The sequence below is a fragment of the Pseudomonas sp. WC1 genome, from assembly GCF_050586565.1.
GTDB lineage: Bacteria > Pseudomonadota > Gammaproteobacteria > Pseudomonadales > Pseudomonadaceae > Aquipseudomonas.
In genome coordinates this window covers 37,908-62,187 of sequence record NZ_JBOBDQ010000008.1, presented here as the reverse complement: position 1 = coordinate 62,187, position 24,280 = coordinate 37,908, and the positions used below count along the sequence as shown (strand labels likewise).

Genomic DNA, 24,280 nt, shown 5'->3' with positions numbered 1-24,280 from the left:
TGCGGCGGACAGGGGATTCTGACGCAACGCCAGAAACAAAAAAAGCGACCCTAAGGTCGCTTTCTCTGTTGCTTCCGGGTGTTCAGTGGGCCCTGGAAGCTTAATATGGCGCGGCGGACGGGACTCGAACCCGCGACCCCCGGCGTGACAGGCCGGTATTCTAACCGACTGAACTACCGCCGCGCTATACATCGAGTGGTGGGTGATGACGGGATCGAACCGCCGACCCTCTGCTTGTAAGGCAGATGCTCTCCCGGCTGAGCTAATCACCCTTCGTCTCGGTGTGGCGCGCATTCTACGGAGGACCTCCTACCCTGGCAAGCACTTTTTTCAAAATATTTGAAAAAAATTTCCAGGCCTTTCAAAGACCTAGCCGCGCCGCGATTTTCTTCCTCTATATAGGACTGCTGGCCCTCTGACAGGGTTGGCCTGGAACCGTCGCTCGGAGAATAATGCCCGCCTTATGTATTAAGGAGAGATTCCCCCTCATGTGGTTCAAGAACCTGCTGTCCTATCGCCTGACCCAGGAAGTACCGTTCGAGGCCGAGGCCCTGGAGGCCGCCCTGGCCAGCAAGCCGGCCCGCCCCTGCGCCAGCCAGGAACTGACCACCTACGGTTTCGTCGCACCGTTCGGCAAGGGCGAGGATGCCCCCCTGGTTCACGTCAGTGGCGAATTCATGCTGATCGCCGCACGTAAAGAAGAGCGCATCCTGCCCAGCAGCGTGGTCAACGACGCGGTCAAGGAGAAGGTCGAGGAGATCGAGGCCGAGCAGATGCGCAAGGTCTACAAGAAGGAACGCGACCAGATCAAGGACGAGATCATCCAGGCCTTCCTGCCGCGCGCTTTCATTCGTCGTTCGATGATCTTCGCCGCCATCGCCCCGCGCCTGGGCATGATCCTGGTCAACTCGGCCAGCGCCAAGCGCGCCGAGGACCTGCTGTCGACCCTGCGTGAAGTGATCGGTTCGCTGCCGGTGCGCCCGGCCACCGTGAAGATCGCGCCAAGCGCGACCATGACCGACTGGGTCAAGTCGCAACAGGCCGCCGAAGGCTTCTATGTCCTCGACGAATGCGAACTGCGCGACACCGCCGAAGACGGTGGCATCGTGCGCTGCAAGCGTCAGGACCTGACCGGCGAGGAAATCCAGCTGCACCTGAGCACCGGCAAGGTGGTCACCCAACTGGCCCTGGCCTGGCAGGACAAACTGTCGTTCGTGCTCGACGACAAGATGGTGATCAAGCGCCTGAAGTTCGAGGAGCTGCTGCAAGAGCAGGCCGAGCAGGATGGTGGTGACGAAGCCCAGCAACAGTTCGACGCCAGCTTCCTGCTGATGATGATGACCTTCACCGAGTTCCTGCCGGTGCTGTTCGAAGCACTCGGCGGCGAAGAGATCCCGCAGGGGGTCTGACCCTTCAGGCCGGCGCGGCCCAGCGGCGCCGGCTGAACTTCAGCCGCACCCGCAGCCTTCGATGCTGTTCCTGCGCCAGGGCGTCCTTGGGGATGCACTGGCTCTGGCTGAACCATTGCCCCTTGCGCACGAAGCGCAGCACTACCACTGCGGGCAAGGCAACGCTGTCACGGCACAGGCGCGCCGGCTGCCACCCCCGGGCACGACTGTATATATGCCAGCCACGCGGTTCCCGACGCAGGCCGGTGACGGCGTCAGGGTGGGACAGCAAGATGCGGCGGGGGATGGCCCAACAGGCGTGGGCAAGACAGGCAATGACCAGCAGGCCCTTTGGCCAACCGGGCAACGTGACCACAACGCTGGCGATGAGCGCCAGCGCCTGGCAGGCGAGATAGGCCGTCAGCAGCAGGCGCGAGCCCTGCCAACGGCACTCGAATGCTTCACTTGGGCTGGACACGGTCCAGGATGATGCGGACCATGCGCTGCAGCTCCGGATCTTCGGACTCGCTGCGCTCCATGAACCAGCCGAACATGTCCTGGTCCTCGCAGGTCAGCAGGCGACGGTACAGCTCGCGGTCCGCTTCGCTCAGGCTCGGGTAGACCTCCTGGGTGAACGGTACCAGCAGCACGTCCAGTTCCAGCATGCCGCGACGGCTGTGCCAGAAAAGCCGATTGAGTTCAGTTTGTTCGACCATGGGGCCCTCCTCGAATGGTCGCGCAGTATACCGCGCAGCGAATGAAGCGGCACAAGGCGTTGGTCTACTCACCTACCTATTTTGTTACCGGCGTTCTATGATGGCCGCCAGTCTTTAGCTACCGCGATGACCCATGGCCGATTCCGCTTTCTTCTGTTCCCTCTCCCATGAGGGCATCCTCGCCGTCCGCGGCTCCGACGCCGGCAAGTTCCTGCAGGGTCAACTGACCTGCAATATCAGCTACCTCAGCGAAGCCCATGCGAGCCTCGGTGCCCGCTGCATGGTCAAGGGCCGCATGCAGTCTAGTTTCCGTATCCTGCCCGAGGGCAATGGCTACCTGCTGGCCATGGCCAGCGAGCTGCTCGAGGCGCAACTGGCCGACCTGAAGAAGTACGCGGTGTTCTCCAAGGCCACGCTGAGCGACGACAGCGCCGCCTGGGTGCGCTTCGGCCTGCAGCACGGCGACGCGGCCCTGCAGGCGCTGAGCCTGAGCGTGGCGGACGAGGCCGGCGCGACCGCACGTCATGATGGCCTGATCGCCATCCGCGCCTCGGCCGGGCGGGTCGAACTGTGGGCGCCTGCCGACCGGGCCAGCGCCGTGCGCGGGACGCTCGCCGCCGCGCTGCCAGAGGGCACGCTCAACGACTGGCTGCTTGGCCAGGTGCGCGCCGGCATCGGCCAGGTCATGGGCCCGACCCGCGAGCTGTTCATCCCGCAGATGATCAACCTGCAGGCCGTCGATGGCGTGAGCTTCAAGAAGGGTTGCTACACCGGCCAGGAGATCGTCGCCCGCATGCAGTACCTGGGCAAGCTCAAACGCCGCCAGTATCGCCTGGCGCTGGCCGAGACAGCGGTACCCGAGCCGGGCGCCGAGATCTTCTCGCCGACACACGGCTCGTCGGTCGGCGAGGTGGTGATCGCTGCCAGCACCGGCAGCGCCGTCGAACTGTTGGCCGTGCTCAGCGCCGATGCCGTGGCGGACGACAACCTGCACTTGGACAGCCTGGAAGGCCCGCGCCTGACGCTGCTCGACCTGCCTTACGAACTGGACCGCGACCGGGAAATCCAGCGCTGACCAGCCCGCCCCGGCGTTACGCCGGGGCTGCACCACCTTTGCCGTAGAGAAGTCCATGAACAAGCTGGCCGAGAAGGTCCAAGCGCAATTGCTCGCCGCCATCGACCGGGACGACCTGGTCCTGCCGACGCTTCCGGAAGTCGCCCTGAGCATTCGCGAAGCCGCCGAAGACAGCGAGATCAGCGTGTCCGCCTTGAGCAAGGTGATCGGCCGCGACGCCGCCCTGTCGGCACGCCTGATCAAGGTGGTCAACAGCCCGTTGCTGCGCGCCGCCGTCGAAGTCACCGACCTGCACACCGCGATCACGCGCCTGGGCATCAACTACAGCTGCAACCTGGCCATCGGCCTGGTGATCGAGCAGATCTTCCATGCCCGCGCCCCGGCGGTTGAACACAAGCTGCGTGATATCTGGGCCAACAGCCTGGATGTGGCAGGCATCAGCTATGAACTGTGCCGACGCTACACCCAGCTCAAGCCCGACCAGGCCACCCTCGGCGGCCTGGTGCACCAGATCGGCGCGTTGCCGGTGCTGATCTATGCCGAGGAGCACAACGAGTTGCTCTCCGACCCGATCTGCCTGCATTTCGTGATCGAACAGATCCAGCCGGTGCTGGGCGACAAGATTCTTAGCGCCTGGGAGTTTCCCGAGCAACTGGTCAGCCTGCCCAGCCAGGTGCAGGACCTGGACCGGCGCACCGACCAGATCGACTACATCGATATCGTCCAGATCGCCCGCTGCATCTGCCAGCGCGAGCGCATCCGGCCACTGGCCGCCCTGCCCGCCTACCGGCATCTGGGGCTGCCCTATGGCACCGAGCTGGATATCGCCGAACTGCTGGATGCGCGGAGCATGTTGCGCTGAATCGACAGGGCTGATCGCGGGACAAACCCCGCGATAGCCGACATCAATCCGCGATAAAACTCACCCGCACCTTCAACCCGCCGCGCGCGCCGTCATGCAGGCTGATCTGCGCCAGGTGCGCCCGGCAGATCTCGCCGACGATGGCCAGCCCCAGCCCGCTGCCCTGGGCGCTGCGCCGGTAGAAGCGCTCGAACACCCGCTCACGCTCATCCTGCGGAATCCCTGGCCCATCGTCCTCGACTTCAAGTACCGCCGGCGCCAGCACCCGCAGCACGACGTCACCGCCTGGCGGGGTGTGGGCCAGAGCATTGTCCACCAGGTTGCTGAGCAGCTCGTTGAGCAAGGTCGGCTCGCCCTTGAGCCATACCGGCGCCTCGGCCTCCAGCGCCAGCGCAACGCCGCGGGCATGGGCCAGCGGCGCCATGGCCATGCCCAGCTCGCGGGCCAGCTGGCTCAGGTCCAGGCGTTGCGCACCGCCCTCGGCGATGGCCCGGGCGCCGTTCTCCACCCGCGCCAACGACAACAGCTGGTTGGCCAGGTGGGTGAGCCGATCCGTGCCCAGGGCTGCCGCCTCCAGGGTCTTTCGCCACTCCTCCGGCTCCCGTGAACGCAGCCCCAGCTCGACTCGCGCCTTGAGCGCCGCCAGCGGCGTGCGCAGCTCATGGGCGGCATCGGCAATGAACTGCGCCTGGCGCTCGAACTGGCCACGCAGCCGCTCGGTGAAATGGTTGAGGGCACGCACCAGCGGCCCCAGTTCGCGCTGCACCTGTACCACCGGCAAGGCGCGCAGGTCGTCCGGCTGGCGCTCTTCCACCGCCGTGCGCAAGCGCTCCAGGGGACGCAGGGCGGCGCTCACCGCGAACCACACCATCATCAGCGCGCCGAAGGCCAGCATCCCCAGGCGCAGCAGGGTGTCGGCCATCAGCCCGCGGGCCATGCGCACCCTCGCCTCCTCGGTCTCGGCCACGCGAATCTCGGCCATGCCGTTCATGTTCGGTTCGCTCACCGCCTTGAGCAGGCTGACCACACGCACGTCCTGACCCAGGTAGGTGGCATTGTAGAAACGCGCCAGTGCCGGATAGTCGTCGGTGCGCGGCGTGCCCGGCGGTGGCGGGGGCAGGTGCTCGTAGCCGGAGATGAGCTTCTGGTGGATGTCCAGCACCTGATAGTAGATGCGCCCGGCGCTGTCATAGGCGAAGGTGTCCAGGGCCACGTAGGGCACATCGGCGCTGAGGGTGCCGTCGCGCTGCGACAGGCCGGCAGCGATGGTCCGCGCCGACGCCAGCAGGGTCCGGTCATAGGCGGTGTCGGCGGCCTCGCGGCCATTCCAGTAAGCGCTCAGGCCGCTGGCCAGCATCAGCACCACCAGCAGCAACGCCAGGTTGCCCAGCAGGCGCCCGCGCAGGCTGCCGTTGTCACGCATCGCGGTGCTCGAGCAGGTAGCCCAGGCCACGGAAGGTGACGATGGCCACCGGGTGACCGTCGAGCTTCTTGCGCAGGCGGTGAATGTAGATCTCGATGGCGTCGGGGCTGGCCTCCTCGTCGAGGCCGAACACCTGGGCCGCCAGCTGCTCCTTGCTCATCACCCGGCCTGGGCGGGCAATCAGCGCCTCGAGCACGCTCTGTTCGCGCTGGGTCAGGGTCAGCGGCTCGCCATCCAGGCCGAAGCGCCGGGTATCCAGGTCATAGACCAGCGGGCCGCAACGCTGCTGGCGCTCGCCGCCGAGCACGCTGCGGCGTAGCAAGGCCTTGACCCTTGCTTCCAGCTCGGTCAGCTCGAAGGGTTTGGCCAGGTAGTCGTCAGCACCGAGGTTCAATCCATGCACCCGGTCCTTCACATCGCTGCGGGCGGTGAGCATCAGCACCGGCAAGGTCTTGCCGCGCCCGCGCAAACGCGCCAGCACCTCGAAGCCGTCCATGCGCGGCAGGCCGACATCCAGCACCGCCACGGCATAGTCCTCGCTGGCCAGGGCCAGGTCGGCGGCCACGCCGTCATGCAGCACGTCCACGGTCAGGCCCTGGCTCTTGAGGGCCTGGGCCACGCTTTCGGCCAGTTGCAGGTGGTCTTCGACCAGCAGCACACGCATCGGATTCTCCCTGTTCGGGTGGGCTTTTTGCGCGGAGTGTACCGCCGTGGCGAGTGCTGTGAAGCCCTCGCAACAAACCTTTCACGCTGAAAGGTTAGCGAAAGGTTGGTTACCTAGCATCGCACCACGGCTGCCCCGCGCGCCGCAAAAAGCACCAGCAAGGTGCAAACACATAAGAACAATAAATGGAGTCACCGACGATGCTGTCCATGCAGCCGCAGGCGTACGCGCCTATCCGTTCCCTCGCCGCCCGACCTTCAGCCCTCGCCAGCGCCTTCGCCCTTGCCGGTGTCGCGCCCATGAGCCAGGCCGCCTTCTTCGAAGACAGCACGGCCACCTTCGAAACCCGCAACATGTACTTCAACCGCGACTTCCGCGACGGCACCAGCGCGCAGCAATCCAAGCGCGACGAATGGGCCCAGGGTTTCATGCTCAACTTCGAGTCCGGCTATACCGAAGGCACCGTGGGCTTCGGCCTGGACGCGCTGGGCATGCTCGGGGTCAAGCTCGACTCCAGCAAGGACCGCACCGACACCGGCCTGCTGCCGACCCACGACAACGGCAAGGCTGCCGACGAATACTCCAAGCTCGGCCTGACCGGCAAGGTCAAGGTCTCGCAGACCGAACTGAAGGTCGGCACGCTGATCCCCGAGCTGCCCACGCTGCAGCCCAACGACGGGCGCATCCTGCCGCAGACCTTCGAAGGCGGCCTGGTCACCTCGAAGGAGATCAAAGGCCTGACCTTCACCGGCGCCCGCCTGGAAAAAGCCAAGGACCGCAACGACACCAACTGGGAAGACCTGGCCCTCAACAACAAGAACAGTCGCTTCGGCGGCACTTTCAGCGCCGACCATTTCGACACCGGCGGCCTGGACTACCAGTTTACCGACCGCATCACCGGCAGCTACCACTTCGCCCAGCTCGACGACATCTACCGCCAGCACTTCATCGGCATGCTCGCCACCCAGCCTTGGGGCCCGGGCACCCTGGGCGCCGACCTGCGCCTGGCGATCAGCGACGATGCCGGCGCGGCCAAGGCCGGCAAGATCGACAACACCACCTTCAACGGCATGCTCAGCTACACCCTGGGCGGGCACAAGGTCAGCGGCGCCTGGCAGCAGCTCACAGGCGACAGCGCCTTCCCCTACGTCGACGGCGCCGACCCCTACCTGGTCAACTTCGTCCAGATCAATGACTTCGCAGGTGCCGACGAGCGCTCCTGGCAGGCACGCTACGACTACAACTTCGCCGCCCTCGGCATCCCCGGCCTGACCTTCATGACCCGCTACATCAGCGGCGACAACGTCAGCCGCGCCGCCGGCGGCGAGGGCAAGGAGTGGGAACGCAACACCGAACTGAAGTACGTGGTACAAAGCGGCCCGTTGAAAAACGTCGCCGTGCGCCTGCGCAACGCCACCTTCCGCTCCAACTTCGCCCGTGACGCGGACGAAGTGCGGCTGCTGGTGAGCTACAGCGTGGCTCTGTGGTAACCCATAACAACAACGCTCACGGAGATAGACGATGACATTTTCACTGCGCCGCCTCGTCCTGGCCACCGGCTGCCTGCTGCTGGCCGGCAACGCCCTGGCCGCCGAACCCAAACGCCCCGAATGCATCGCGCCGGCCTCGCCCGGCGGCGGTTTCGACCTGACCTGCAAGCTGGTGCAGAGCGCCCTGGTCAACGAGAAGATCCTCAGCAAGCCCATGCGCGTGACCTACATGCCCGGCGGTGTCGGCGCGGTAGCCTACAACGCCGTGGTTGCCCAGCGGCCAGGCGATGCCGGCACCCTGGTGGCCTGGTCCAGCGGTTCGCTGCTGAACCTGGCCCAGGGCAAGTTCGGCCGCTTCGACGAGAACGCAGTGAAATGGCTGGCGGCGGTCGGCACCAGCTATGGCGCCATCGCGGTGAAGAGCGACTCGCCCTACAAGACCCTCGATGACCTGGTCGCGGCCCTGAAGAAAGACCCGAGCAAGGTGGTGATCGGCTCCGGCGGCACCGTCGGCAGCCAGGACTGGATGCAGACCGCGCTGATCGCCAAGGCCGCCGGCATCAACCCACGCGACCTGCGCTACGTGGCCCTGGAAGGCGGCGGCGAGATCGCCACCGCGCTGCTCGGCGGGCATATCCAGGTGGGTTCCACCGATATTTCCGACTCCATGCCGCACATCCAGAGCGGCAACATGCGCATCCTCGCGGTGTTCTCCGAGAACCGCCTGGACGAGCCGGAGATGAAAGACATCCCCACCGCCAAGGAGCAGGGCTACGACATCGTCTGGCCGGTGGTGCGCGGTTTCTACCTCGGGCCGAAGGTCAGCGACGAGGACTATGCCTGGTGGAAGGCCTCGTTCGACAAGCTGCTGGCCTCGGAGGAGTTCGCCAAGCTGCGTGACCAGCGCGAACTGTTCCCGTTCGCCATGACCGGCGAAGAGCTGGACGGCTATGTGAAGAAGCAGGTGGCTGACTACAAGGCATTGGCCCGTGAGTTCGGGTTGATCCAGTAAGCATCGACCCCGTGGGAGCGGGCTTGCCCCGCGATGCCCCATCGCGGGGCAAGCCCGCTCCCACGCCCCGCTCTTCGACCATGAGGATTTATTCCATGATCCTGCAACGCCTCTTCGCCCTCGTCCTGCTGGCGCTGTGCGCCGTGCTGGCCGTGATGGCCTGGCCCTACCAGGCCGCCTTCTCCTACGAACCGGTGGGCCCACGCGCCTACCCGCTGCTGATGCTCGGCCTGATGAGCCTGGGCCTGCTGTACCTGGCCATTCGCCCCACGCCCATCGTGCGCAAGGACGACGAACCGGAGCTGGACCGCGAGACCCTGATCAAGATCACCGCCTGCGTCGGGCTGCTGATCGTCTTCGCCGCCACCTTCGAGGCGCTGGGCTTCATCCTCAGCGCCATCCTGGTCGGCCTGCCCATGGCCCGCCTGTACGGTGGCCGCTGGCTGCACAGCGCCATCGTGGTGGTGGGCATGAGCATCTTCCTCTATTGGTTGTTCGACCGGGTGATGGACGTCCCCCTGCCCCTCGGCCTGCTCGACGTACTGGAGAACTGACACATGGATACCTTGAGCTACCTGGGCCAGGGCTTCGGCGTCGCCCTGAGCCCGTACAACCTGGTCACCGCCCTGACCGGCACCCTGATCGGCACCGTGGTCGGCCTGCTGCCGGGCCTGGGCCCGATCAACGGCGTTGCCCTGCTGATCCCCATCGCCTTCGCCCTCGGCCTGCCGCCGGAGTCGGCGCTGATCCTGCTGGCCGCGGTGTACCTGGGCTGCGAGTACGGCGGACGGATCAGCTCGATCCTGCTGAACATCCCGGGCGAAGCCTCCACCGTGATGACCACCCTCGACGGCTACCCCATGGCCCGCCAGGGCCTGGCCGGCGTGGCCCTGTCGCTGTCGGCCTGGAGCTCGTTCATCGGTGCCCTCATCGCCACCTGCGGCATGGTGCTGTTCGCCCCGCTGCTGGCGAAATGGGCGATCGCCTTCGGCCCGGCGGAGTACTTCGTGCTGATGGTGTTCGCCATCGTCGCCCTCGGCGGCATGGCCGGCGACAAACCGCTGAAGACGTTCATCGCCGCGCTGATCGGCCTGTTCCTCTCGGCGGTGGGCATCGACGCCAACAGCGGCGTGTACCGCTTCACCGGTGACAGCGTGCACCTGGCCGACGGCATCCAGTTCGTGGTGCTGGTGCTGGGGCTGTTCTCGATCAGCGAGATCCTCCTGCTGCTGGAGAAGACCCACCATGGCCATGTGGCGGTCAAGGCCACCGGGCGCATGCTGTTCAACTTCAAGGAAGCGGCCTCGGTATTCTTCGTCAACGTTCGTTGCGGCCTGCTCGGCTTCTTCATGGGCGTGTTGCCGGGCGCTGGCGCGACGCTGGCCAGTGCCGTGGCGTACATGACCGAGAAACGCATCGCCGGCGACAAAGGCAAGTTCGGCAAGGGCGACGCACGTGGCCTGGCAGCCCCGGAAACCGCCATCGGCGCCTCCTGCTGCGGCGCCCTGGTACCGATGCTGACCCTGGGCGTGCCAGGCTCGGGCACCACCGCGGTGATGATCGGCGCCCTGACGCTGTACAACATCACCCCCGGCCCGCTGTTGTTCGAACAGCAACCGGACATCGTCTGGGGCCTGATCGCCTCGCTGTTCATCGCCAACATCATGCTGGTGGTCCTGAACATCCCGATGATCCGCATCTTCACCCGCATCCTCGCCGTGCCGAACTGGGCACTGGTGCCGGTGATCGCGATCATCACCGCGATCGGCGTGTACGCGGTGCATGCCACCACCTTCGACCTGTTCCTGATGGTCGGCATCGGCATCATGGGCTACATCCTGCGCAAGCTGGACTTCCCGCTGTCGCCGATCCTGCTGGGCTTCATCCTCGGCGGCTTGATGGAACAGAACCTGCGCCGCGCGCTGTCGATCTCCAACGGCGAACTGGGCATCCTCTGGTCGAGCCCGATCAGCATGGGCGTGTGGGTGCTGGTGGTGTGCATGCTGAGCCTGCCGCTGCTGCGCAGCTGGCGCAAACGTGCCCTGCAGCGCCGGGCCATGGCCGATGCCTGACCGGTCGTTGCCGCTGTTCTGGGCCACCGGGCTGGTCGGCCTTGCGGGCGGTTTTGCCGCCAGCAAGGTCGGCTGGCCCTTGCCCTGGATGGTCGGCTCCTTGCTGGCGATCATCCTGGTGCGCTGCCTGACCCCCTGGCAGCTCAGTGAAATCCCCAATGGCCGCAAATGCGGGCAATGGATCATCGGTATCGGCATCGGCCTGCACTTCACACCGGCGGTGATCGAACAGGTGGCCGGCCACTTCGCGCTGATCTTCTTCGGCGCGCTGTTCACCACGCTGTCCAGCGTAATCAGTGTCTGGCTGCTGCGGCGCACCGGTGAAGACCGGGCGACGGCGTTCTTCGCCAGCATGCCGGGCGGCTCGGGCGAGATGGTCAACCTCGGCGCGCGCAATGGCGCGGTGCTCAGCCAGGTGGCCGCGGCGCAGAGCCTGCGGGTGCTGGCGGTGGTGCTGTGCGTGCCGGCGCTGTTCAAACTGCTGCTGGGCGACGGCGTGCCGCTGAACCATGCGGGCAGCGTAAGCTGGGGCTGGCTGGCGTTGATTGCGCCGCTTGGGGTGCTCATGGCACTGCTGTGGCAACGCCTGCGCCAACCCAACCCCTGGCTGTTCGGGCCGTTGCTGGTGGCTGCCGGCGCAAGCCTGGCGGGTAACCTGCAGATCGGCCTGCCCAACGGCGCCAGCCAGATCGGCCAGTGGTTGATCGGCAGTGGCCTGGCCTGCCACTTCAACCGCGCGTTCTTCCGCCGGGCGCCGTCGTTCCTGGGGCGCACCCTGCTGGCCACGGCGTTGTGCATGTTGATCGCCGCCGGCGCGGCCTGGGCGCTGAGCCTGCTGACGCACCTGGACCTGCGCTCGCTGACGCTGGGCATGATGCCCGGGGGCATCGCCGAGATGAGCCTGACGGCCGAGACCTTGCAACTGTCGGTGCCGCTGGTAACGGCGCTGCAGGTGATGCGCTTGCTGTTCGTGCTGTTCCTGGCCGAGCCGTTGTTCCGGCAGTGGGCCAGGCTCTGAGCAGGAAGGGCCGCTTCGCAGCCCTCTTTTTCAGCTCACAACGGCGGCAACGCCCAATTGATCGGCGCCATCCCGCGCTGCTCGAGGAAGCTGTTGGTGCGGCTGAAATGCCCGCAACCAAAGAACCCACGGTAGGCCGACAACGGCGACGGGTGCACCGACTTGAGCACCAGGTGCTTGCTGGCATCGATCAGCTTCTGCTTGCTCTGCGCATGCGCGCCCCACAGCAGGAACACCACATTCGGGCACTGCTCGCTGACCACCTGGATGATCCGGTCGGTGAAGAACTCCCAGCCCTTCTTCGCATGCGAAGCCGCATTGGCCCGCTCCACGGTCATGGTGGTATTGAGCAGCAACACGCCCTGCTCCGCCCAGCTTTGCAGGTAGCCGTGGCTGGGGATCGGCAGGTTGAGGTCGCGCTGCAGCTCCTTGTAGATATTGACCAGCGACGGCGGCGTGGCGATGCCCGGCTGCACCGAGAAGCACAGGCCATGGGCCTGGCCCGGACCGTGGTACGGGTCCTGGCCGAGGATGACCACCTTGACCTGCTCCAGCGGCGTGGAGTTGAGGGCGTTGAAGATCAATGGCCCGGGCGGGTAGATCTCCTTGCCGGCGGCGTATTCGCCGCGCAGGAACTCGCGTAGCTGATGCATGTAGGGCTGGTCGAACTCGGCACGCAGCGCGGATTTCCAGCTGGGCTCGAGTTTGATGCGATCATCGTCGGTCATGGGGGCATCCAAAAGCAAAGTGCCGCGACACTAGGAAAGCCTGGCCGGCTTGTCAATCGATCCGACCGACGACCGGCAGCTTCGGCGCGGCAGGCCATACTGAGGGGATGATTTGCGCGAGGTAGCCCATGTCCATTCAATGCGAGGTACTGACCGGCGCCGACGGCGCCCGTATCGGCATCGCCACCCTGGACGCGCCCAAGGCGCTCAATGCCCTGACGTTGCCCATGATCGAAGTGCTCGACGAACGGCTGCGCGGCTGGGCCAGCGACCCCGGGATCGTCTGCGTGCTGCTGCGCGGCAACGGGCCAAAGGCCTTCTGTGCCGGCGGCGACGTGCGGGCCCTGGTCCAGGCCTGCCGCGAACACCCCGGTAGCGTGCCACCGCTGGCTGCGACCTTCTTCGCCCGTGAATACCGTCTCGACTATCACCTGCACACCTATCCCAAGCCTCTGCTGTGCTGGGGCCATGGTCATGTGCTGGGCGGCGGCATGGGCCTGCTGCAAGGCGCCGCGGTGCGCATCGTCACTCCCAGCAGCCGCCTGGCCATGCCCGAAATCAGTATCGGCCTGTATCCCGACGTTGGCGCCAGCTGGTTCCTGGCCCGCCTGCCCGGCAAGCTTGGCCTGTTCCTGGGGCTCACCGGCGCGCCCCTCAATGCCCGCGACGCGCTGGACATGGGCCTCGCCGACCGCTTCCTGGGCGAGCATCAGCAGGAGGCGCTGATCGAAGAGCTGTTGCAGTTGAACTGGCAGGAGCAGACCGCCCTGCAGCTCAACAGCCTGCTCAAGGCCGAACAACACCGTGCCTGCGTGGAGCTGCCCGAAGGGCAATGGCTGGCACGTCGGGCCGTGATCGACGAAGTGCTCGACGTGGCCGACCCCGTCGCGGCTTGGCGCGCTCTGACCGGCCTGGCCCGGCATGCCGATCCGTTGCTGGCGGCGGCGGGTCAACGCCTGCATGAGGGCTGCCCGTTGACGGCGCACCTGGTGTGGGAACAGATCCGTCGGGCTCGGTACCTTTCGCTGACCCAGGTGTTCCAGATGGAGTACACGATGAGCCTGAACTGTTGCCGTCACCCGGAGTTCAGCGAAGGGGTGCGCGCGCGCCTGCTGGACAAGGACAACACCCCGCACTGGCACTGGCCGGATGTGGCGCAGGTGCCAGCGGCGGTGGTGGAGGCGCATTTCAGCAAGGTCTGGGAGGGGCGGCATCCGTTGGCGGAACTGGGATGACGCATCGCGGGGCGTGTCCGCACTCGGTCAACGCGACCAGCCCCGCTCGCCACCTCGCCCGCCGTCTGGTCGACGGTCGCGATTACCCTGCCCGTTCGAATGCCAGCGATCACCTCGGCGATCATCATTGCGATAGTCGTGGCGGTCGCGATCGCGCCCATAGTCGTAGCGCTGGCGGTTGCCATAGTCGTAGCGCGGGTTGCCTTGCCAGCGCGGCTGCACGCCGGGTGCCGGATACGGGCGGTACTGTGGCACTGGTGCGGGCCGGTAGTAACGCGGCGCGGGCTGGTAGTAATAGCGTGGCTGCGGCGCCACATCGTAGCGATCCTGACGGTAGTAGCCAGGGTAAACATAGCGATCGCTGGTGTAGTAGTCACGGCGGTAGTAGCCGTCGCCCGCATAGTAAGGGGCGCAGGCGGATGTCAGCAGTCCAAGCAGGACGATGAGCAGGATTCGTGGGTACATGGCGGCCTCCTGGACCGCAGGGGTGCCCGGCACAGCGGCGCTGGCGGGCGTCGACGGCAATGCGTTCATCGACACTGGATAAGACAGTCGCGCCAGGGTTCGGTGCCATTTCTGCAACAAATTGAAACAGGTCGTATAACCCTGAAAAACATGCAGTCATTTTTCGGTCATCTCACTAGAATGTGGCCACCGGCACACTTCACGGGAAGATCATGCCTTCGCCCTCCGCCCTGTTCTCGCAACGCTCGCTGATCCTTGCCCTGCTGCTGTTGCTGGCCTGCGGCTTCCTGGCCACCTCGCTGCTGAGCTACTACGCCTCGCGCGGGGCGATCCGCGACGTGATCGTCAACACCGAACTGCCGCTGACCTCCGACACGGTCTATTCGGAAATCCAGAAAGACCTGATTCGCCCGGTGCTGATCTCATCGATGATGGCCCAGGACACCTTCCTGCGGGACTGGGTACTGGGCGGCGAACAGGACACCACGCGCGTCACCCGCTACCTGGGCGAAGTGATGGGCAGCCAGGTCACCTGCACCAGCTTCTTCGTTTCCGACCGCAGCCTCACCTACTACCAGGCCAAGGGCGTACTCAAGCAGGTACGCCCCGATGCCTGGCGCGACGCCTGGTACTTCCGCCTGCGCCAGTCGAACAAACCCTACGAGATCAATGTCGACCTGGACATGGCCAACCAGGACAAGCTCACCGTGTTCATCAACCACCGCGTGCTCGACTACCAGCAACGCTTCATCGGGGCCGCCGGGGTGGGCTTGAGCGTGGAGTCGGTGGTACGCCTGATCGACGACTATCAACGCAGGTACCAGCGTTCGGTGCTGTTCACCGATGCCCAGGGCAAGGTCCTGCTGACCGGATCCGACGGTGGCCCCCACGGCTTGCGCGCCGGCCAGCAATTGGCCGACAGCAACCAGTGGCAGGCGTTGCTGGCGCGCATGCCGACACCCGCCACCGGCAGCCATGAGTACACCGACAACGACGGCCACAGCCACTTCCTCAACGTGCGCCTGCTGCCGGAGCTGGGCTGGTACCTGCTGGTGGACAAGCGCGAGACCGGCGCCCTGGAGCGCATCCGCCAGTCGCTGTACCTGAACCTGGCGATCTGCGCGATGATCACCCTGGTCGTGCTGTCACTGCTCAACGCCATGGTCAAGCGCCACCAGGACAACGCCGAGGCGCTGGCCACCCTCGACAGCCTCACCGGCCTGCCCAACCGCCGCAGCTTCGACCTGCTGGCCGGCCAGGCGCTGGTCGAGGCCCAGCGCGACAGCGCGCCGCTGGTCGCCCTGCTGATCGACCTCGATCATTTCAAGGCCCTCAACGACACCCACGGCCATCTGGCCGGCGACGAAGTGCTGCGCCAGTTCGCCAATGTGCTGCAGGGCAGCCTGCGCCAGTCCGATATACTCTGCCGCTGGGGCGGCGAGGAGTTCATCGTGCTGCTGCGTGAAGCCGAAGGCCGCCAGGCCATCGAAGTGGCGGAGAAGATCCGTCGGCGCACCGAGCAGCTGACCTTCAGCTATGCCGACCAGCCACTGCGCCTGACCGCGAGCATCGGCCTGTCCGCCCTGCAGCGCGGCGACAGCCTGCACAGTCTGCTGACCCGCGCCGACCACGCCCTTTATCGTGCCAAACAAGGCGGACGCAACCGCGTCTGCAACGAGATGCCCGGAACCGACCATGCCTGACCCGCAACGCTGCCCCGCCTGCGGCGCCCTCAACCAATGCGGCCTGGCCGACCCGCGCAACGCCATGCAAGGCTGCTGGTGCTTCGAGGTGGACATCGACTCGGCAGTCATCGAAGCCCTGCCCGCCGAACTGCGCAACAAGGCCTGCCTGTGCCCGCGCTGCGCACAGGTGGACGCACAGCTCAAGGCAGCGCAAGCGCGCACGATCCGTTAGACTGCGCGCCGGTTTCCTGCAAGCGGCCCACCATGCGCCTCGACCGATTCCTCGGCAACCTGCCCTGCTACAACCGCCAGCAAGTGCGTCTGCTGCTGGCGCAACGGCGTGTGCGCGTGGACGGCATGGCGACCGCCGACCCGCTGTTGGAGGTGCGTGAATTCAGCCGCGTCGAAGTGGACGAGCAGGTACACCAGGCCGGGCGCCCGGCACGCTACCTGATGCTGCACAAGCCCAGCGGTTGCGTCAGCGCCACCCAGGACCCGCAGCACCGCACCGTGCTCGACCTGCTGCCGGCGGCGCTGCGCGATGAGCTGCACATCGCCGGGCGCCTGGACTACAACACCACCGGACTGATGATCCTGACCAACGATGGCCAGTGGTCGCGGCGCCTGACCCAGCCACGGACCAAGCAGCCCAAGACCTACCTGGTGCACACCGAGGTCGAGATTGGTGCGCACTACATCGACAAGTTCCGTGAAGGGTTCTACTTCGCCTTCGAAGACCTCACCACCCTGCCCGCGCAGCTGGATATCCTCGGCCCGCGCAGCGCGCGCCTGACCATCGTCGAGGGCCGCTATCACCAGGTGAAGCGGATGTTCGGACACTTCCAGAACAAGGTGGTGGGGCTGCATCGGGAAAGCATGGGGTCGATCACACTGGACCCGATATTGCATCCTGGAGAGTTCAGGACGCTGACCGACGAGGAAATCGCCTCGGTCTGAGCCGATCACCATTCGGCGGTATCCCACGAAAGATTGTCCCAACGGCACTTGCGCGATCCTGACCGCGCTGCTTGACTGCTAACTCGTCGGTCTGCATGTGACCAACCAGTCACAGCCGTAGTCCAAGACGCCCTTTACCGGCCACCCGGGGTCTCGATGCCCTGGGGCACGGTAATCGCCCGCCACAACAATACCGTCGACACCAGCGTCAAGGATCGACACAAGGGCCCACCGGTTTTCAGTTCCAGGCGAATGCCTACCTGTCATAAAGCACGTGCACCCTGATGGCCAGTCCGGTCGGTTCGGCGCCAGCCCGCCAAGCGACCACGCAGGCCACCAGGTGACGCGGATACCCTTTTTGCGCCAGGAGTCGATGACATGAGGCCAGAAATCGCTGTACTTGATATCCAAGGGCAGTACCGGGTTTACACGGAGTTCCATCGCGCGCAGGGCGCCGAGAAGACGATCATCCTGATCAATGGCTCTTTGGCCACCACGGCGTCCTTTGCACAGACAGTGCGCAGCCTGCATCCGCAGTTCAACGTGGTGCTGTACGACCAGCCGTATGCCGGCAAGTCCAAACCCCACAACCGTCATGAACGGTTGCTGACCAAGGAGGCCGAGGCGCATATCCTGCTCGAGTTGATCGAGCACTTCCGTGCCGATCATGTCCTGTCGTTCTCCTGGGGTGGCGCCTGCACCCTGCTGGCCCTGGCGCACCAGCCGCGATTGGTGAAAAAGGCTATCGTCAGCTCGTTCTCGCCGGTGATCAACGAACCGATGCGCGACTACCTGGACCGTGGTTGCCAGTACCTGGCCGCCTGCGACCGCTACCAGGTGGGCAACCTGGTCAACGACACCATCGGCAAGTACCTGCCGTCGTTGTTCAAGCGCTTCAACTACCGGCACGTCAGCAGCCTGGACAGCCATGAGTACGCGCAGATGCTCTTCCACATCAACCAGGTGCTCGATCACGACCTGGAGCGGGCACTGAAGGCAGCGCGCAACATCGATATCCCGGTGTTGTTCATCAATGGCGACCGCGACGAGTACACCACCGTCGAGGATGCCCGCCAGTTCAGCCGCCATGTCGGACGCAGCCAGTTCAGCGTGATCCAGGGCGCCGGCCACTTCCTGGACATGGAGCACAAGACCGCCTGCGAGGACACCCGCGATGCCATGCTCGGCTTCCTCAAGCCGGCCCAGCGAGAATCGCGCCAACGCTACGCACAGGAACCGAGCCAGCATGCACTGGCGATCTGAGCGCATCGGCGTCCTGTAGCCCTCGCTACCCGCAGGCTACGGGCCGCCGACAGGCTTTTTTACAACCTTGGGCTTCTCATTCGAGGAGGGTTCTGGTAAAAAGTCTGGCTTCGAAGCGGGTATAGTTTATTGGTAAAACTATAGCTTCCCAAGCTATTGAGGAGGGTTCGATTCCCTCTACCCGCTCCATCTCGCATTCCCCGTACGACGTTCCAGTAACGTCGTCGCAGTCAAAAGGAGCCTCGGCTCCTTTTTTCGTTTCCAACGTGCCTTTGTTGATCTGGCCCATGGCCATAGCCGCGCCGATTGGCTTGAATGCCCAATTGTTCGTGGCGACTGACCGCTACGCTTTGTGAAGCACCTCCAAAGGACTGCGCATGTTTCTCTCCCGCTGGCTACCGGGTCTGGCCAACCTGCTGCACTACCGCCGCGAGTGGTTCCACGCTGACCTGCAGGCCGGCCTGTCGGTGGCCGCGATCCAGATCCCCATCGCCATCGCCTATGCGCAGATCGTCGGCCTGCCGCCACAGTACGGCTTGTATGCCTGCGTGCTGCCGATGATGGTCTATGCCCTGGTCGGCAGCTCACGGCAGTTGATGGTCGGCCCGGACGCCGCCACCTGCGCCATGATCGGCGGCGCCGTGGCACCGCTGGCCATGGGCGACCCGCAACGCATCGCCGAGCTGTCGGTAATCATCACCGTGCTGGTGGGCGTGATGCTGATCGCCGCCGGGGTGGCGCGGGCCGGCTTTATCGCCAGCTTCTTCTCGCGGCCGATCCTCATCGGCTACCTCAACGGCATCGGCCTGAGCCTGCTCGCCGGGCAGTTGTCGAAAGTGGTGGGTTTCAAGATCGAAGGCGACGGTTTCATCCTCAGCCTGATCAACTTCTTCCAGCGCCTTGGCGAGATCCACTGGCTGACGCTAGCCATTGGCCTGGCCGGCCTGAGCCTGCTGATCTGGCTGCCACGGCGCTATCCGCGGCTGCCGGCGGCGCTGGTGACCGTGGTGGTATTCACCGCCCTGGCCGGACTGTTCGGCCTGGACCGTTTCGGCGTGGCGATCCTCGGCCCGGTGCCGGCGGGCATTCCCGAGCTGGCCTGGCCACAGAGCTCCCTGGCGGAAACCAAGAGCCTGCTGCGCGACGCCCTGGGTATCGCCACCATCAGTTTCTGCAGCGCCATGCTCACCGCCCGCAGCTTCGCCGCCCGCCACGGCTACGCGATCAACGCCAACCACGAGTTCCTCGCCCTGGGTGTGAGCAACCTGGCCGCCGGTATCTCCCAGGGCTTCGCCATCAGCGGCGCCGACTCGCGCACCGCGGTCAACGACATGGTCGGCGGCAAGAGCCAGCTGGTGGGCATCATCGCAGCCCTGGTGATCGCCTTGATCCTGCTGTTCTTCACCGCGCCCATGGCCTGGATTCCCCAGGCCGCGCTGGGCGCCGTGCTGCTGATGGCCGGTTGGGGGTTGATCGACGTGAAGTCACTCAAGACCATCCGCAAGCTCAGCCGCTTCGAGTTCTGGCTGTGCCTGCTGACCACGGTCGGCGTACTCGGCCTGGGCGTGTTGCCGGGCATCGTGTTCGCCGTGACCCTGGCCATCCTGCGCCTGCTGTACAGCATCTATCAGCCCACCGACGCCGTGCTTGGCTGGGTGCCGGGCATCGAAGGCCAAGTGGACGTGCGCCAGCACAAGGATGCCCGTACCGTGCCAGGCCTGGTGGTGTACCGCTTCGACGATGCGATCCTGTTCTTCAACGCCGACTACTTCAAGATGCGCCTGCTCGAAGCCGTGCAGAACGTGGAGAAAACCCAGGTGGTGCTGTTCGATGCCGAAGCGGTGACCAGCATCGACGTCAGCGGCATCGCCGCCCTGCGCGAGGTACGCGACACCCTCGCCGCCCAGGGCATCCATTTCGCCATCGCCCGCGCCCGTGGCACTTTCCTGCGCATGCTGGTGCGTTCCGGGATGGCGCGGGAGATGGAGGAGAAACTGCTGTTCGGCTCGGTCCGGGCGGGGATTCGGGCGTATCGGGTATGGCGCAACAGGGCTCGGCGGGAGGGTGCTGCGGATTGAGGGAGGGGGGGGCTTGCGATCCCATTTGGGCGGGCGGGTGCCAGGCGATGGTCTTGCAGCGCTCTCAAGATCGAGCGCCGCCCGCGCGGCGCTCGATCTCATAGACGCAGACGATCCATCGTTGAACACTTGCGTTACGGCACACAAGCCCCCGCAACAGCCTGTGTCCCCTGCCCAAGCAAGCTGATCAACCCACAGGGCAGGCTCCCCCGCCACTGCAAATAGTCATGTCCAGCCGGAAACTCCACCTGTTCCACCCGGTACCCTTTGGCCAGCAACACATCGCGCAAGTGGCGGTTGGTGTCGAGAATTTTCGGCCCTTCGAACAGACCCGACTGCAAGTAGAACCGCAACGGCTGGCGCGGTGCCTTGACGTACTCGCGGGTTAGCCAACCAGATTCGTCACCGGCCATCGGCCACCAGTAGGAACCGGACATGCTCAGCACATTGCCGAACAATTCCGGGTGCCTGAGGCCCAGGTAGGCCGACGCCAGACCGCCATAGCTCGACCCTGCCACCACGGTGCGCGAGGCTGGTGCCGCGAGCCCCTGGTGGCTGGCCCAAGGCATCAACTCCTCGGCCATGAACCGTGCGAACAGTGGGTTGGGCGGCAACTCCCGTTCGCGGCTTTCACTGCTGGGGTTGGCGATGATCAGCGCTGCGGTGGGCGGGATCAGGCCGTCGGCAATCAGGTTGTCGAGTATCGTCGGCGTCGGCACCTGACGGGTGTAGGCATGGGCATCGAACAGCACCAGCAAGGCCTGGTCGGCCTTGCCCCGGCGCCAACCTGCCGGGCGGTAGAGGTAGATGTCGCGCTCGTTGCCCAGCACCTCGCTGGCCAAGCGCCTGCGCTCCAGGCTGCCACGGGCCACCCCGGCACGCTCGGCCACCCACGGCTGGGGCGGCGCATCCGCAAGTTCCAGCCGTGAACGCGACAACCAGGCGTCGCCACTGCCGTCGGCGAAGGTATTCGGGTTCAACGGATCGCGCCGGGTACTGGCCAGGATCACCCGGCGGTCGTCGGACACCGGCACATCCGGCGCCATCTGATAACTCAGGCGGGTCGTCGCAGGTACCTCGAAACTGTGGAACCAGACATCGCTCGCGCCCAGCCGGGACAGCGGTTCGTGATTGCCTGTGGGGGCACCGAACATCCTCACGTTGTCCCGTGCCCCGCGCCAGAGGAAGGTGACCAAGCGCTTGCCGGGTTGCCCAGCAATGGCCTCGACCAACGGCGTTCCCTCAACGGCCCGGGCCTGCCAGAAGGCTTCGCTGGTGCCACCCGTTGCCAGGTGCTGCTGCAGGGCGCGCAGGGTCGGGCTGAGCAGGGCCGCCGGTGTACGACGTTGCTCGCCGGCAGGCAGGACCTGCTCCAGGCTCAGGCTGAAACGCGCCGCCGGGCGGATCTCCAGGGGTTCGGCGCGCACCGCGTAACGACCATCCTGCGCCGCGACGAACAGGAACTCGCGGGGCTGGTCCAGGCCGTCGATCAGCAGGCGCAACGAACGCCCTTCGGCATCAAGCAGGCGCAGGCTGACGTCACCGTCGAGCCGACCACGCACCAGGTCTCCGGCCTTGAGCGCCAATTGCCAGGCTGGCGGATACGCTGCGCCGACCTGGCCGGCAACCGGTTTTCCAACCTCGAGATCGGCATACGTGCTCGCCAGGGCCAGAGTCGAATAGAGCGTGGCCAGCAGGTATGCTCCGCCCAAGCGCTTCAATCGCTGCATGCTCACCTCAGAAGTCGACGCTGGCGGAGAGTTTGAGCGTGCGCGGTTCGCTGACAGTCGCATAACCATCATTGAACACACCGGCCCAGTAGGCGCGGTTCTCGACGTTTTCCAGGCTGGCGCGCAGGGTCACGTCCTTGCTCAGCACCTTGGTCGCATAGCGTGCGCCCAGGTCATAGCGGGTCCACTGCGGGATCTTCAACTGGTTGGCGGAATCGAGGTACTGGGAACTGCTGTGAATACCCAGGGCGGTCAGGGTCAGGCCCTCGACCCCAGGCAGGTCCCACTCGGCGCCGAGGTTGGCCGACCAGGCCGGCACGCCGCGGGCGGTGTTGCCGTCCATGGCGCCATTGGCGGTCTTGCTCAGCACCGCGCGGGTATAGGTCACGCCACCGAGCAGGCGCACGCTAGGGATGACTTCGCCGAACATCGTCCACTCCACGCCACGGTTGCGCTGCTCGCCGTCATCGGTGTAGCGATTGCTGGGCTTGTCGTAGATCATGCTGGGCTTGTCGATCTGGAACACCGCCAGCGTGTGGGTAAAGTCGCCCAGGTCCCACTTCACCCCGGCCTCCATCTGCTTGGCGACATAGGGCGCGAACTGCTCGCCATAGTTGGCGGCCTTCTGGTCGGTGACCATGCCACCCTGGGTCAGGCCTTCGATGTAGTTGGCATACAGCGATACCGGCGCCTCCCAGGGCTTGAGCACGATACCCACGGCGGGGGTCAGCTTGCGCTCGTCGTACGAAGGGTTGCTCATCTTTTGCCGCACCCGCTGGGAACGCACCCCGAGGGTGAGCAGCACACGCTCGTCCATGAAGCCCAGGGTATCGGCCACGGCAAAGCTCGACAGGGTGTTGTCGCCGGTCTTGCTGCTGCTGCCGTGGTCACCCGCGATGATCGCCTTGCCCGGGTGGTAGATGTTGGTGGGGTACTTGGCACCGGTGACCGTCGGCGCACGGCCGATGTCCTGGTGCAGCAAGGTGGTGCTGAGCACCAGTTGGTGGCTGACCGGACCGGTCATGAAGTTACCGCGCAGGCCGGCCTCGGTCGACAGGCTATGGGTATAACCGGCCTGGTTGTAGGTTTCGCCCGTCGCCGTGCCGTCGGCCTTGTTCACCACCACCCGGGTGCCGTTGAGGAAGCCATCGTAGCGGGTGCGGGCGCCCCCAACGCTGGCGTAGGCGGTCCAGCTGTCATCGAGCTGGTACTCGCCACGCACCACCACGGCCTTGCTGATCTGCCGGGCGTGGATGCCTTCGAGGATGTTGGTGTCTGGCTTGGGTGCGCGGGTTACCTGATTGAGGCCGCTGAAGCCGGCCATCATCGGGCTGCCGTTCTCCAGTTTCTCGTGGCTTTCGTAGGCATCCAGCTCGAGCTTGAAGTCGTCCCCTCGGTAATCCAGTGCCAACGCCGCCAAGGTGCGGTCCTTGGACTGCTCGTCGACGCCGGTGTCGCCACTGCCGTAGACACCATTGAACCGAATGCCGAAGCGCCCCTCGGCAAAGCGCCGCCCGACATCGATATGCTCGGCGACATAGCCATCGGACACGTAGCTGCTGGTCAGCCGCGTAAGCGGCGTGTCGCCGGCACGCTTGGGCACCAGGTTGACCACCCCACCCACGCCACCGTTGGGCGCCATGCCATTGAGCAGCGCACCCGGCCCTTTGAGCACTTCGACGCGCTCGAGGAATTCGGTCGGCACATGGCCATCGGGCGCCAGACCGTAGAGACCACCCAGCGCCAGCTCGGTGGAGTCCAGCGCATAGCCACGGATCATGAAGTTCTCGTAGGCATGCCCTTCGCCGGTGCTGAAGCGGATCGACGGGTCGTTGCGCAGTACTGCGCCGACCGTGCCGCTTTGCTGGTTCTCAATGGTCTTGGCGGTGTAGGCGGTGACGCTGAAGGGGGTGTCCATCAAGTCGCGGTTGCCCAGCATGCCGATGCGCGCGCCGCGGGCGACCTGGCCGCCACTGTAGCTTTCCGGCAGGTCGCTGTTGAAGCCAGAGGCATTGACCGTGGTCGTCCCCAATGTCAGGGCGCCCTGGTCGGTCGGGCCGCGCAAGATGATCACGCCGTTTTCCTCCAGCGCCACCAGGTCGCTGCCAGCAAGCAATTGGCTCAGCGCCTGCAGCACTGTGTAGCGCCCCTGCAAGGCAGGTGTGCTACGCCCGGCCAATACACGGCTGTCGGCGGCGATCGCTACTCCCGAGGCATGGGCCAGGGCATGCACCGTGGCCTCCAGCGACTGGCCCGGCAAGTCGAGGTTCAGCGGCTGGCTATCAGCCAGGGCCAGGCCGCTGCCACCCAGGGCGCAGGCCAGGGCCAGGCGCCGCAGGGGACCGGGGAAGCGGGAGGTGAAAAGCGACATGATCAGTCCTTGCAGGAGGTGGATTCACAGCTGATGACGCGGCAGCGG

22 protein-coding genes and 3 tRNA genes are annotated in these 24,280 nt (G+C 65.5%); 15 read left to right on the top strand and 10 right to left on the bottom strand.

Annotation, left to right across the window (positions count from 1 at the left end; translation table 11 throughout):
- Nucleotides 1-106: 106 nt before the first annotated feature.
- Together ACQ4OD_RS05625 and ACQ4OD_RS05620 are read right to left on the bottom strand one after the other, a co-directional pair.
- Nucleotides 107-183, bottom strand: a tRNA-Asp gene (locus ACQ4OD_RS05625).
- Nucleotides 184-196: 13 nt separating this feature from the next.
- Nucleotides 197-272, bottom strand: a tRNA-Val gene (locus ACQ4OD_RS05620).
- A 216-nt stretch (nucleotides 273-488) separates the two neighbouring features.
- Here ACQ4OD_RS05620 and rdgC point away from each other — a divergent pair.
- Nucleotides 489-1,409 carry a recombination-associated protein RdgC gene (gene rdgC, locus ACQ4OD_RS05615; protein WP_023631647.1) on the top strand — a complete coding sequence of 307 codons (921 nt, stop codon included), beginning with the start codon at nucleotides 489-491 and terminating at the stop codon, nucleotides 1,407-1,409.
- A 4-nt stretch (nucleotides 1,410-1,413) separates the two neighbouring features.
- Here rdgC and ACQ4OD_RS05610 read toward each other — a convergent pair whose 3' ends face one another.
- Both ACQ4OD_RS05610 and ACQ4OD_RS05605 read right to left on the bottom strand, forming a co-directional pair.
- Nucleotides 1,414-1,866: a protein YgfX gene (locus tag ACQ4OD_RS05610; RefSeq protein WP_198755785.1), complete on the bottom strand. Its 453-nt coding sequence runs from the start codon at nucleotides 1,864-1,866 to the stop codon at nucleotides 1,414-1,416.
- Nucleotides 1,850-2,104, bottom strand: coding sequence for a succinate dehydrogenase assembly factor 2 (locus tag ACQ4OD_RS05605; protein ID WP_028690159.1), 255 nt, complete (start codon nucleotides 2,102-2,104; stop codon nucleotides 1,850-1,852). Before ACQ4OD_RS05605 ends, ACQ4OD_RS05610 begins: the two co-directional genes overlap by 17 nt.
- A gap of 133 nt (nucleotides 2,105-2,237) precedes the next feature.
- On the opposite strand from ACQ4OD_RS05605, the gene ACQ4OD_RS05600 reads away from it, so the two are divergent.
- Nucleotides 2,238-3,179: a YgfZ/GcvT domain-containing protein gene (locus tag ACQ4OD_RS05600; protein WP_139669492.1), complete on the top strand. Its 942-nt coding sequence runs from the start codon at nucleotides 2,238-2,240 to the stop codon at nucleotides 3,177-3,179.
- A gap of 55 nt (nucleotides 3,180-3,234) precedes the next feature.
- Nucleotides 3,235-4,041, top strand: a complete 807-nt coding sequence (locus ACQ4OD_RS05595) for an HDOD domain-containing protein (protein ID WP_102681585.1) — start codon at nucleotides 3,235-3,237, stop codon at nucleotides 4,039-4,041.
- 43 nt (nucleotides 4,042-4,084) lie between these two features.
- Here ACQ4OD_RS05595 and ACQ4OD_RS05590 read toward each other — a convergent pair whose 3' ends face one another.
- On the bottom strand, nucleotides 4,085-5,464 hold the full coding sequence (locus tag ACQ4OD_RS05590) for a sensor histidine kinase (RefSeq protein WP_430944002.1): 1,380 nt from the start codon (nucleotides 5,462-5,464) through the stop codon (nucleotides 4,085-4,087).
- Nucleotides 5,457-6,128, bottom strand: a complete 672-nt coding sequence (locus ACQ4OD_RS05585) for a response regulator (RefSeq protein WP_038705540.1) — start codon at nucleotides 6,126-6,128, stop codon at nucleotides 5,457-5,459. Before ACQ4OD_RS05585 ends, ACQ4OD_RS05590 begins: the two co-directional genes overlap by 8 nt.
- Before the next feature lie 200 nt (nucleotides 6,129-6,328).
- Between ACQ4OD_RS05585 and ACQ4OD_RS05580 the strand changes: the two genes are divergently transcribed.
- The 5 genes from ACQ4OD_RS05580 (at nucleotide 6,329) to ACQ4OD_RS05560 (ending at nucleotide 11,720) form a co-directional block, all read left to right on the top strand.
- Nucleotides 6,329-7,618 (top strand): OprD family porin, encoded by a 1,290-nt coding sequence (locus ACQ4OD_RS05580; RefSeq protein ID WP_198755782.1) that lies wholly within the window; start codon nucleotides 6,329-6,331, stop codon nucleotides 7,616-7,618.
- A 31-nt stretch (nucleotides 7,619-7,649) separates the two neighbouring features.
- The gene (locus ACQ4OD_RS05575; protein WP_046856875.1) at nucleotides 7,650-8,630 is read left to right on the top strand and encodes a Bug family tripartite tricarboxylate transporter substrate binding protein; all 981 of its coding nucleotides are present in this window, start codon (nucleotides 7,650-7,652) and stop codon (nucleotides 8,628-8,630) included.
- Between the two features lie 95 nt (nucleotides 8,631-8,725).
- The gene (locus ACQ4OD_RS05570; RefSeq protein ID WP_102681581.1) at nucleotides 8,726-9,184 is read left to right on the top strand and encodes a tripartite tricarboxylate transporter TctB family protein; all 459 of its coding nucleotides are present in this window, start codon (nucleotides 8,726-8,728) and stop codon (nucleotides 9,182-9,184) included.
- A 3-nt stretch (nucleotides 9,185-9,187) separates the two neighbouring features.
- A complete protein-coding gene (locus tag ACQ4OD_RS05565; RefSeq protein ID WP_110697710.1) occupies nucleotides 9,188-10,702 on the top strand; it encodes a tripartite tricarboxylate transporter permease in 1,515 nt (504 codons plus the stop codon).
- Entirely contained in the window at nucleotides 10,695-11,720 is a 1,026-nt protein-coding gene (locus tag ACQ4OD_RS05560) for an AbrB family transcriptional regulator (RefSeq protein ID WP_110697708.1), read from the top strand. Before ACQ4OD_RS05565 ends, ACQ4OD_RS05560 begins: the two co-directional genes overlap by 8 nt.
- Nucleotides 11,721-11,755: 35 nt before the next feature.
- Here the strand turns inward: ACQ4OD_RS05560 and ung are convergent, their stop codons facing one another.
- The gene (ung, locus tag ACQ4OD_RS05555) at nucleotides 11,756-12,448 is read right to left on the bottom strand and encodes a uracil-DNA glycosylase (RefSeq protein ID WP_139669485.1); all 693 of its coding nucleotides are present in this window, start codon (nucleotides 12,446-12,448) and stop codon (nucleotides 11,756-11,758) included.
- Nucleotides 12,449-12,576: 128 nt separating this feature from the next.
- Between ung and ACQ4OD_RS05550 the strand changes: the two genes are divergently transcribed.
- Complete coding sequence (locus ACQ4OD_RS05550) at nucleotides 12,577-13,683, top strand: enoyl-CoA hydratase/isomerase family protein (RefSeq protein WP_139669483.1); 1,107 nt, start codon at nucleotides 12,577-12,579, stop codon at nucleotides 13,681-13,683.
- Nucleotides 13,684-13,710: 27 nt separating this feature from the next.
- On the opposite strand, the gene ACQ4OD_RS05545 is transcribed toward ACQ4OD_RS05550, so the two are convergent.
- Nucleotides 13,711-14,148, bottom strand: a complete 438-nt coding sequence (locus ACQ4OD_RS05545) for a hypothetical protein (RefSeq protein ID WP_139669481.1) — start codon at nucleotides 14,146-14,148, stop codon at nucleotides 13,711-13,713.
- Between the two features lie 212 nt (nucleotides 14,149-14,360).
- Here ACQ4OD_RS05545 and ACQ4OD_RS05540 point away from each other — a divergent pair, with 212 nt between their 5' ends.
- The 6 genes from ACQ4OD_RS05540 (at nucleotide 14,361) to ACQ4OD_RS05515 (ending at nucleotide 20,131) form a co-directional block, all read left to right on the top strand.
- On the top strand, nucleotides 14,361-15,851 hold the full coding sequence (locus tag ACQ4OD_RS05540; RefSeq protein WP_430944001.1) for a sensor domain-containing diguanylate cyclase: 1,491 nt from the start codon (nucleotides 14,361-14,363) through the stop codon (nucleotides 15,849-15,851).
- A complete protein-coding gene (locus tag ACQ4OD_RS05535; RefSeq protein ID WP_198755325.1) occupies nucleotides 15,844-16,065 on the top strand; it encodes a cysteine-rich CWC family protein in 222 nt (73 codons plus the stop codon). The genes ACQ4OD_RS05540 and ACQ4OD_RS05535 overlap by 8 nt, the downstream gene beginning before the upstream one ends.
- A 32-nt stretch (nucleotides 16,066-16,097) precedes the next feature.
- The gene (locus tag ACQ4OD_RS05530; RefSeq protein WP_430944000.1) at nucleotides 16,098-16,790 is read left to right on the top strand and encodes a pseudouridine synthase; all 693 of its coding nucleotides are present in this window, start codon (nucleotides 16,098-16,100) and stop codon (nucleotides 16,788-16,790) included.
- Between the two features lie 378 nt (nucleotides 16,791-17,168).
- Nucleotides 17,169-18,053, top strand: coding sequence for an alpha/beta fold hydrolase (locus tag ACQ4OD_RS05525; RefSeq protein ID WP_139669475.1), 885 nt, complete (start codon nucleotides 17,169-17,171; stop codon nucleotides 18,051-18,053).
- A gap of 115 nt (nucleotides 18,054-18,168) precedes the next feature.
- A tRNA-Gly gene (locus tag ACQ4OD_RS05520) sits at nucleotides 18,169-18,242 on the top strand.
- Between the two features lie 188 nt (nucleotides 18,243-18,430).
- Nucleotides 18,431-20,131, top strand: a complete 1,701-nt coding sequence (locus ACQ4OD_RS05515; protein ID WP_139669473.1) for a SulP family inorganic anion transporter — start codon at nucleotides 18,431-18,433, stop codon at nucleotides 20,129-20,131.
- 134 nt (nucleotides 20,132-20,265) lie between these two features.
- On the opposite strand, the gene ACQ4OD_RS05510 is transcribed toward ACQ4OD_RS05515, so the two are convergent.
- Nucleotides 20,266-21,861 (bottom strand): alpha/beta hydrolase-fold protein, encoded by a 1,596-nt coding sequence (locus tag ACQ4OD_RS05510; protein WP_430943999.1) that lies wholly within the window; start codon nucleotides 21,859-21,861, stop codon nucleotides 20,266-20,268.
- A gap of 7 nt (nucleotides 21,862-21,868) precedes the next feature.
- A complete protein-coding gene (locus ACQ4OD_RS05505; RefSeq protein WP_430943998.1) occupies nucleotides 21,869-24,232 on the bottom strand; it encodes a TonB-dependent siderophore receptor in 2,364 nt (787 codons plus the stop codon).
- Nucleotides 24,233-24,280: the final 48 nt, after the last annotated feature.

Excerpts from the sequence above, each read along its gene's own strand:
- rdgC (WP_023631647.1), top strand. The coding sequence starts at position 489 with ATGTGGTTCAAGAACCTGCTGTCCTATCGCCTGACCCAGGAAGTACCG.
- ACQ4OD_RS05605 (WP_028690159.1), bottom strand. The coding sequence starts at position 2,104 with ATGGTCGAACAAACTGAACTCAATCGGCTTTTCTGGCACAGCCGTCGC.
- ACQ4OD_RS05600 (WP_139669492.1), top strand. The coding sequence starts at position 2,238 with ATGGCCGATTCCGCTTTCTTCTGTTCCCTCTCCCATGAGGGCATCCTC.
- ACQ4OD_RS05595 (WP_102681585.1), top strand. The coding sequence starts at position 3,235 with ATGAACAAGCTGGCCGAGAAGGTCCAAGCGCAATTGCTCGCCGCCATC.
- ACQ4OD_RS05590 (WP_430944002.1), bottom strand. The coding sequence starts at position 5,464 with ATGCGTGACAACGGCAGCCTGCGCGGGCGCCTGCTGGGCAACCTGGCG.
- ACQ4OD_RS05585 (WP_038705540.1), bottom strand. The coding sequence starts at position 6,128 with ATGCGTGTGCTGCTGGTCGAAGACCACCTGCAACTGGCCGAAAGCGTG.
- ACQ4OD_RS05580 (WP_198755782.1), top strand. The coding sequence starts at position 6,329 with ATGCTGTCCATGCAGCCGCAGGCGTACGCGCCTATCCGTTCCCTCGCC.
- ACQ4OD_RS05575 (WP_046856875.1), top strand. The coding sequence starts at position 7,650 with ATGACATTTTCACTGCGCCGCCTCGTCCTGGCCACCGGCTGCCTGCTG.
- ACQ4OD_RS05570 (WP_102681581.1), top strand. The coding sequence starts at position 8,726 with ATGATCCTGCAACGCCTCTTCGCCCTCGTCCTGCTGGCGCTGTGCGCC.
- ACQ4OD_RS05565 (WP_110697710.1), top strand. The coding sequence starts at position 9,188 with ATGGATACCTTGAGCTACCTGGGCCAGGGCTTCGGCGTCGCCCTGAGC.
- ACQ4OD_RS05560 (WP_110697708.1), top strand. The coding sequence starts at position 10,695 with ATGCCTGACCGGTCGTTGCCGCTGTTCTGGGCCACCGGGCTGGTCGGC.
- ung (WP_139669485.1), bottom strand. The coding sequence starts at position 12,448 with ATGACCGACGATGATCGCATCAAACTCGAGCCCAGCTGGAAATCCGCG.
- ACQ4OD_RS05550 (WP_139669483.1), top strand. The coding sequence starts at position 12,577 with ATGTCCATTCAATGCGAGGTACTGACCGGCGCCGACGGCGCCCGTATC.
- ACQ4OD_RS05545 (WP_139669481.1), bottom strand. The coding sequence starts at position 14,148 with ATGTACCCACGAATCCTGCTCATCGTCCTGCTTGGACTGCTGACATCC.
- ACQ4OD_RS05540 (WP_430944001.1), top strand. The coding sequence starts at position 14,361 with ATGCCTTCGCCCTCCGCCCTGTTCTCGCAACGCTCGCTGATCCTTGCC.
- ACQ4OD_RS05535 (WP_198755325.1), top strand. The coding sequence starts at position 15,844 with ATGCCTGACCCGCAACGCTGCCCCGCCTGCGGCGCCCTCAACCAATGC.
- ACQ4OD_RS05530 (WP_430944000.1), top strand. The coding sequence starts at position 16,098 with ATGCGCCTCGACCGATTCCTCGGCAACCTGCCCTGCTACAACCGCCAG.
- ACQ4OD_RS05525 (WP_139669475.1), top strand. The coding sequence starts at position 17,169 with ATGAGGCCAGAAATCGCTGTACTTGATATCCAAGGGCAGTACCGGGTT.
- ACQ4OD_RS05515 (WP_139669473.1), top strand. The coding sequence starts at position 18,431 with ATGTTTCTCTCCCGCTGGCTACCGGGTCTGGCCAACCTGCTGCACTAC.
- ACQ4OD_RS05510 (WP_430943999.1), bottom strand. The coding sequence starts at position 21,861 with ATGCAGCGATTGAAGCGCTTGGGCGGAGCATACCTGCTGGCCACGCTC.
- ACQ4OD_RS05505 (WP_430943998.1), bottom strand. The coding sequence starts at position 24,232 with ATGTCGCTTTTCACCTCCCGCTTCCCCGGTCCCCTGCGGCGCCTGGCC.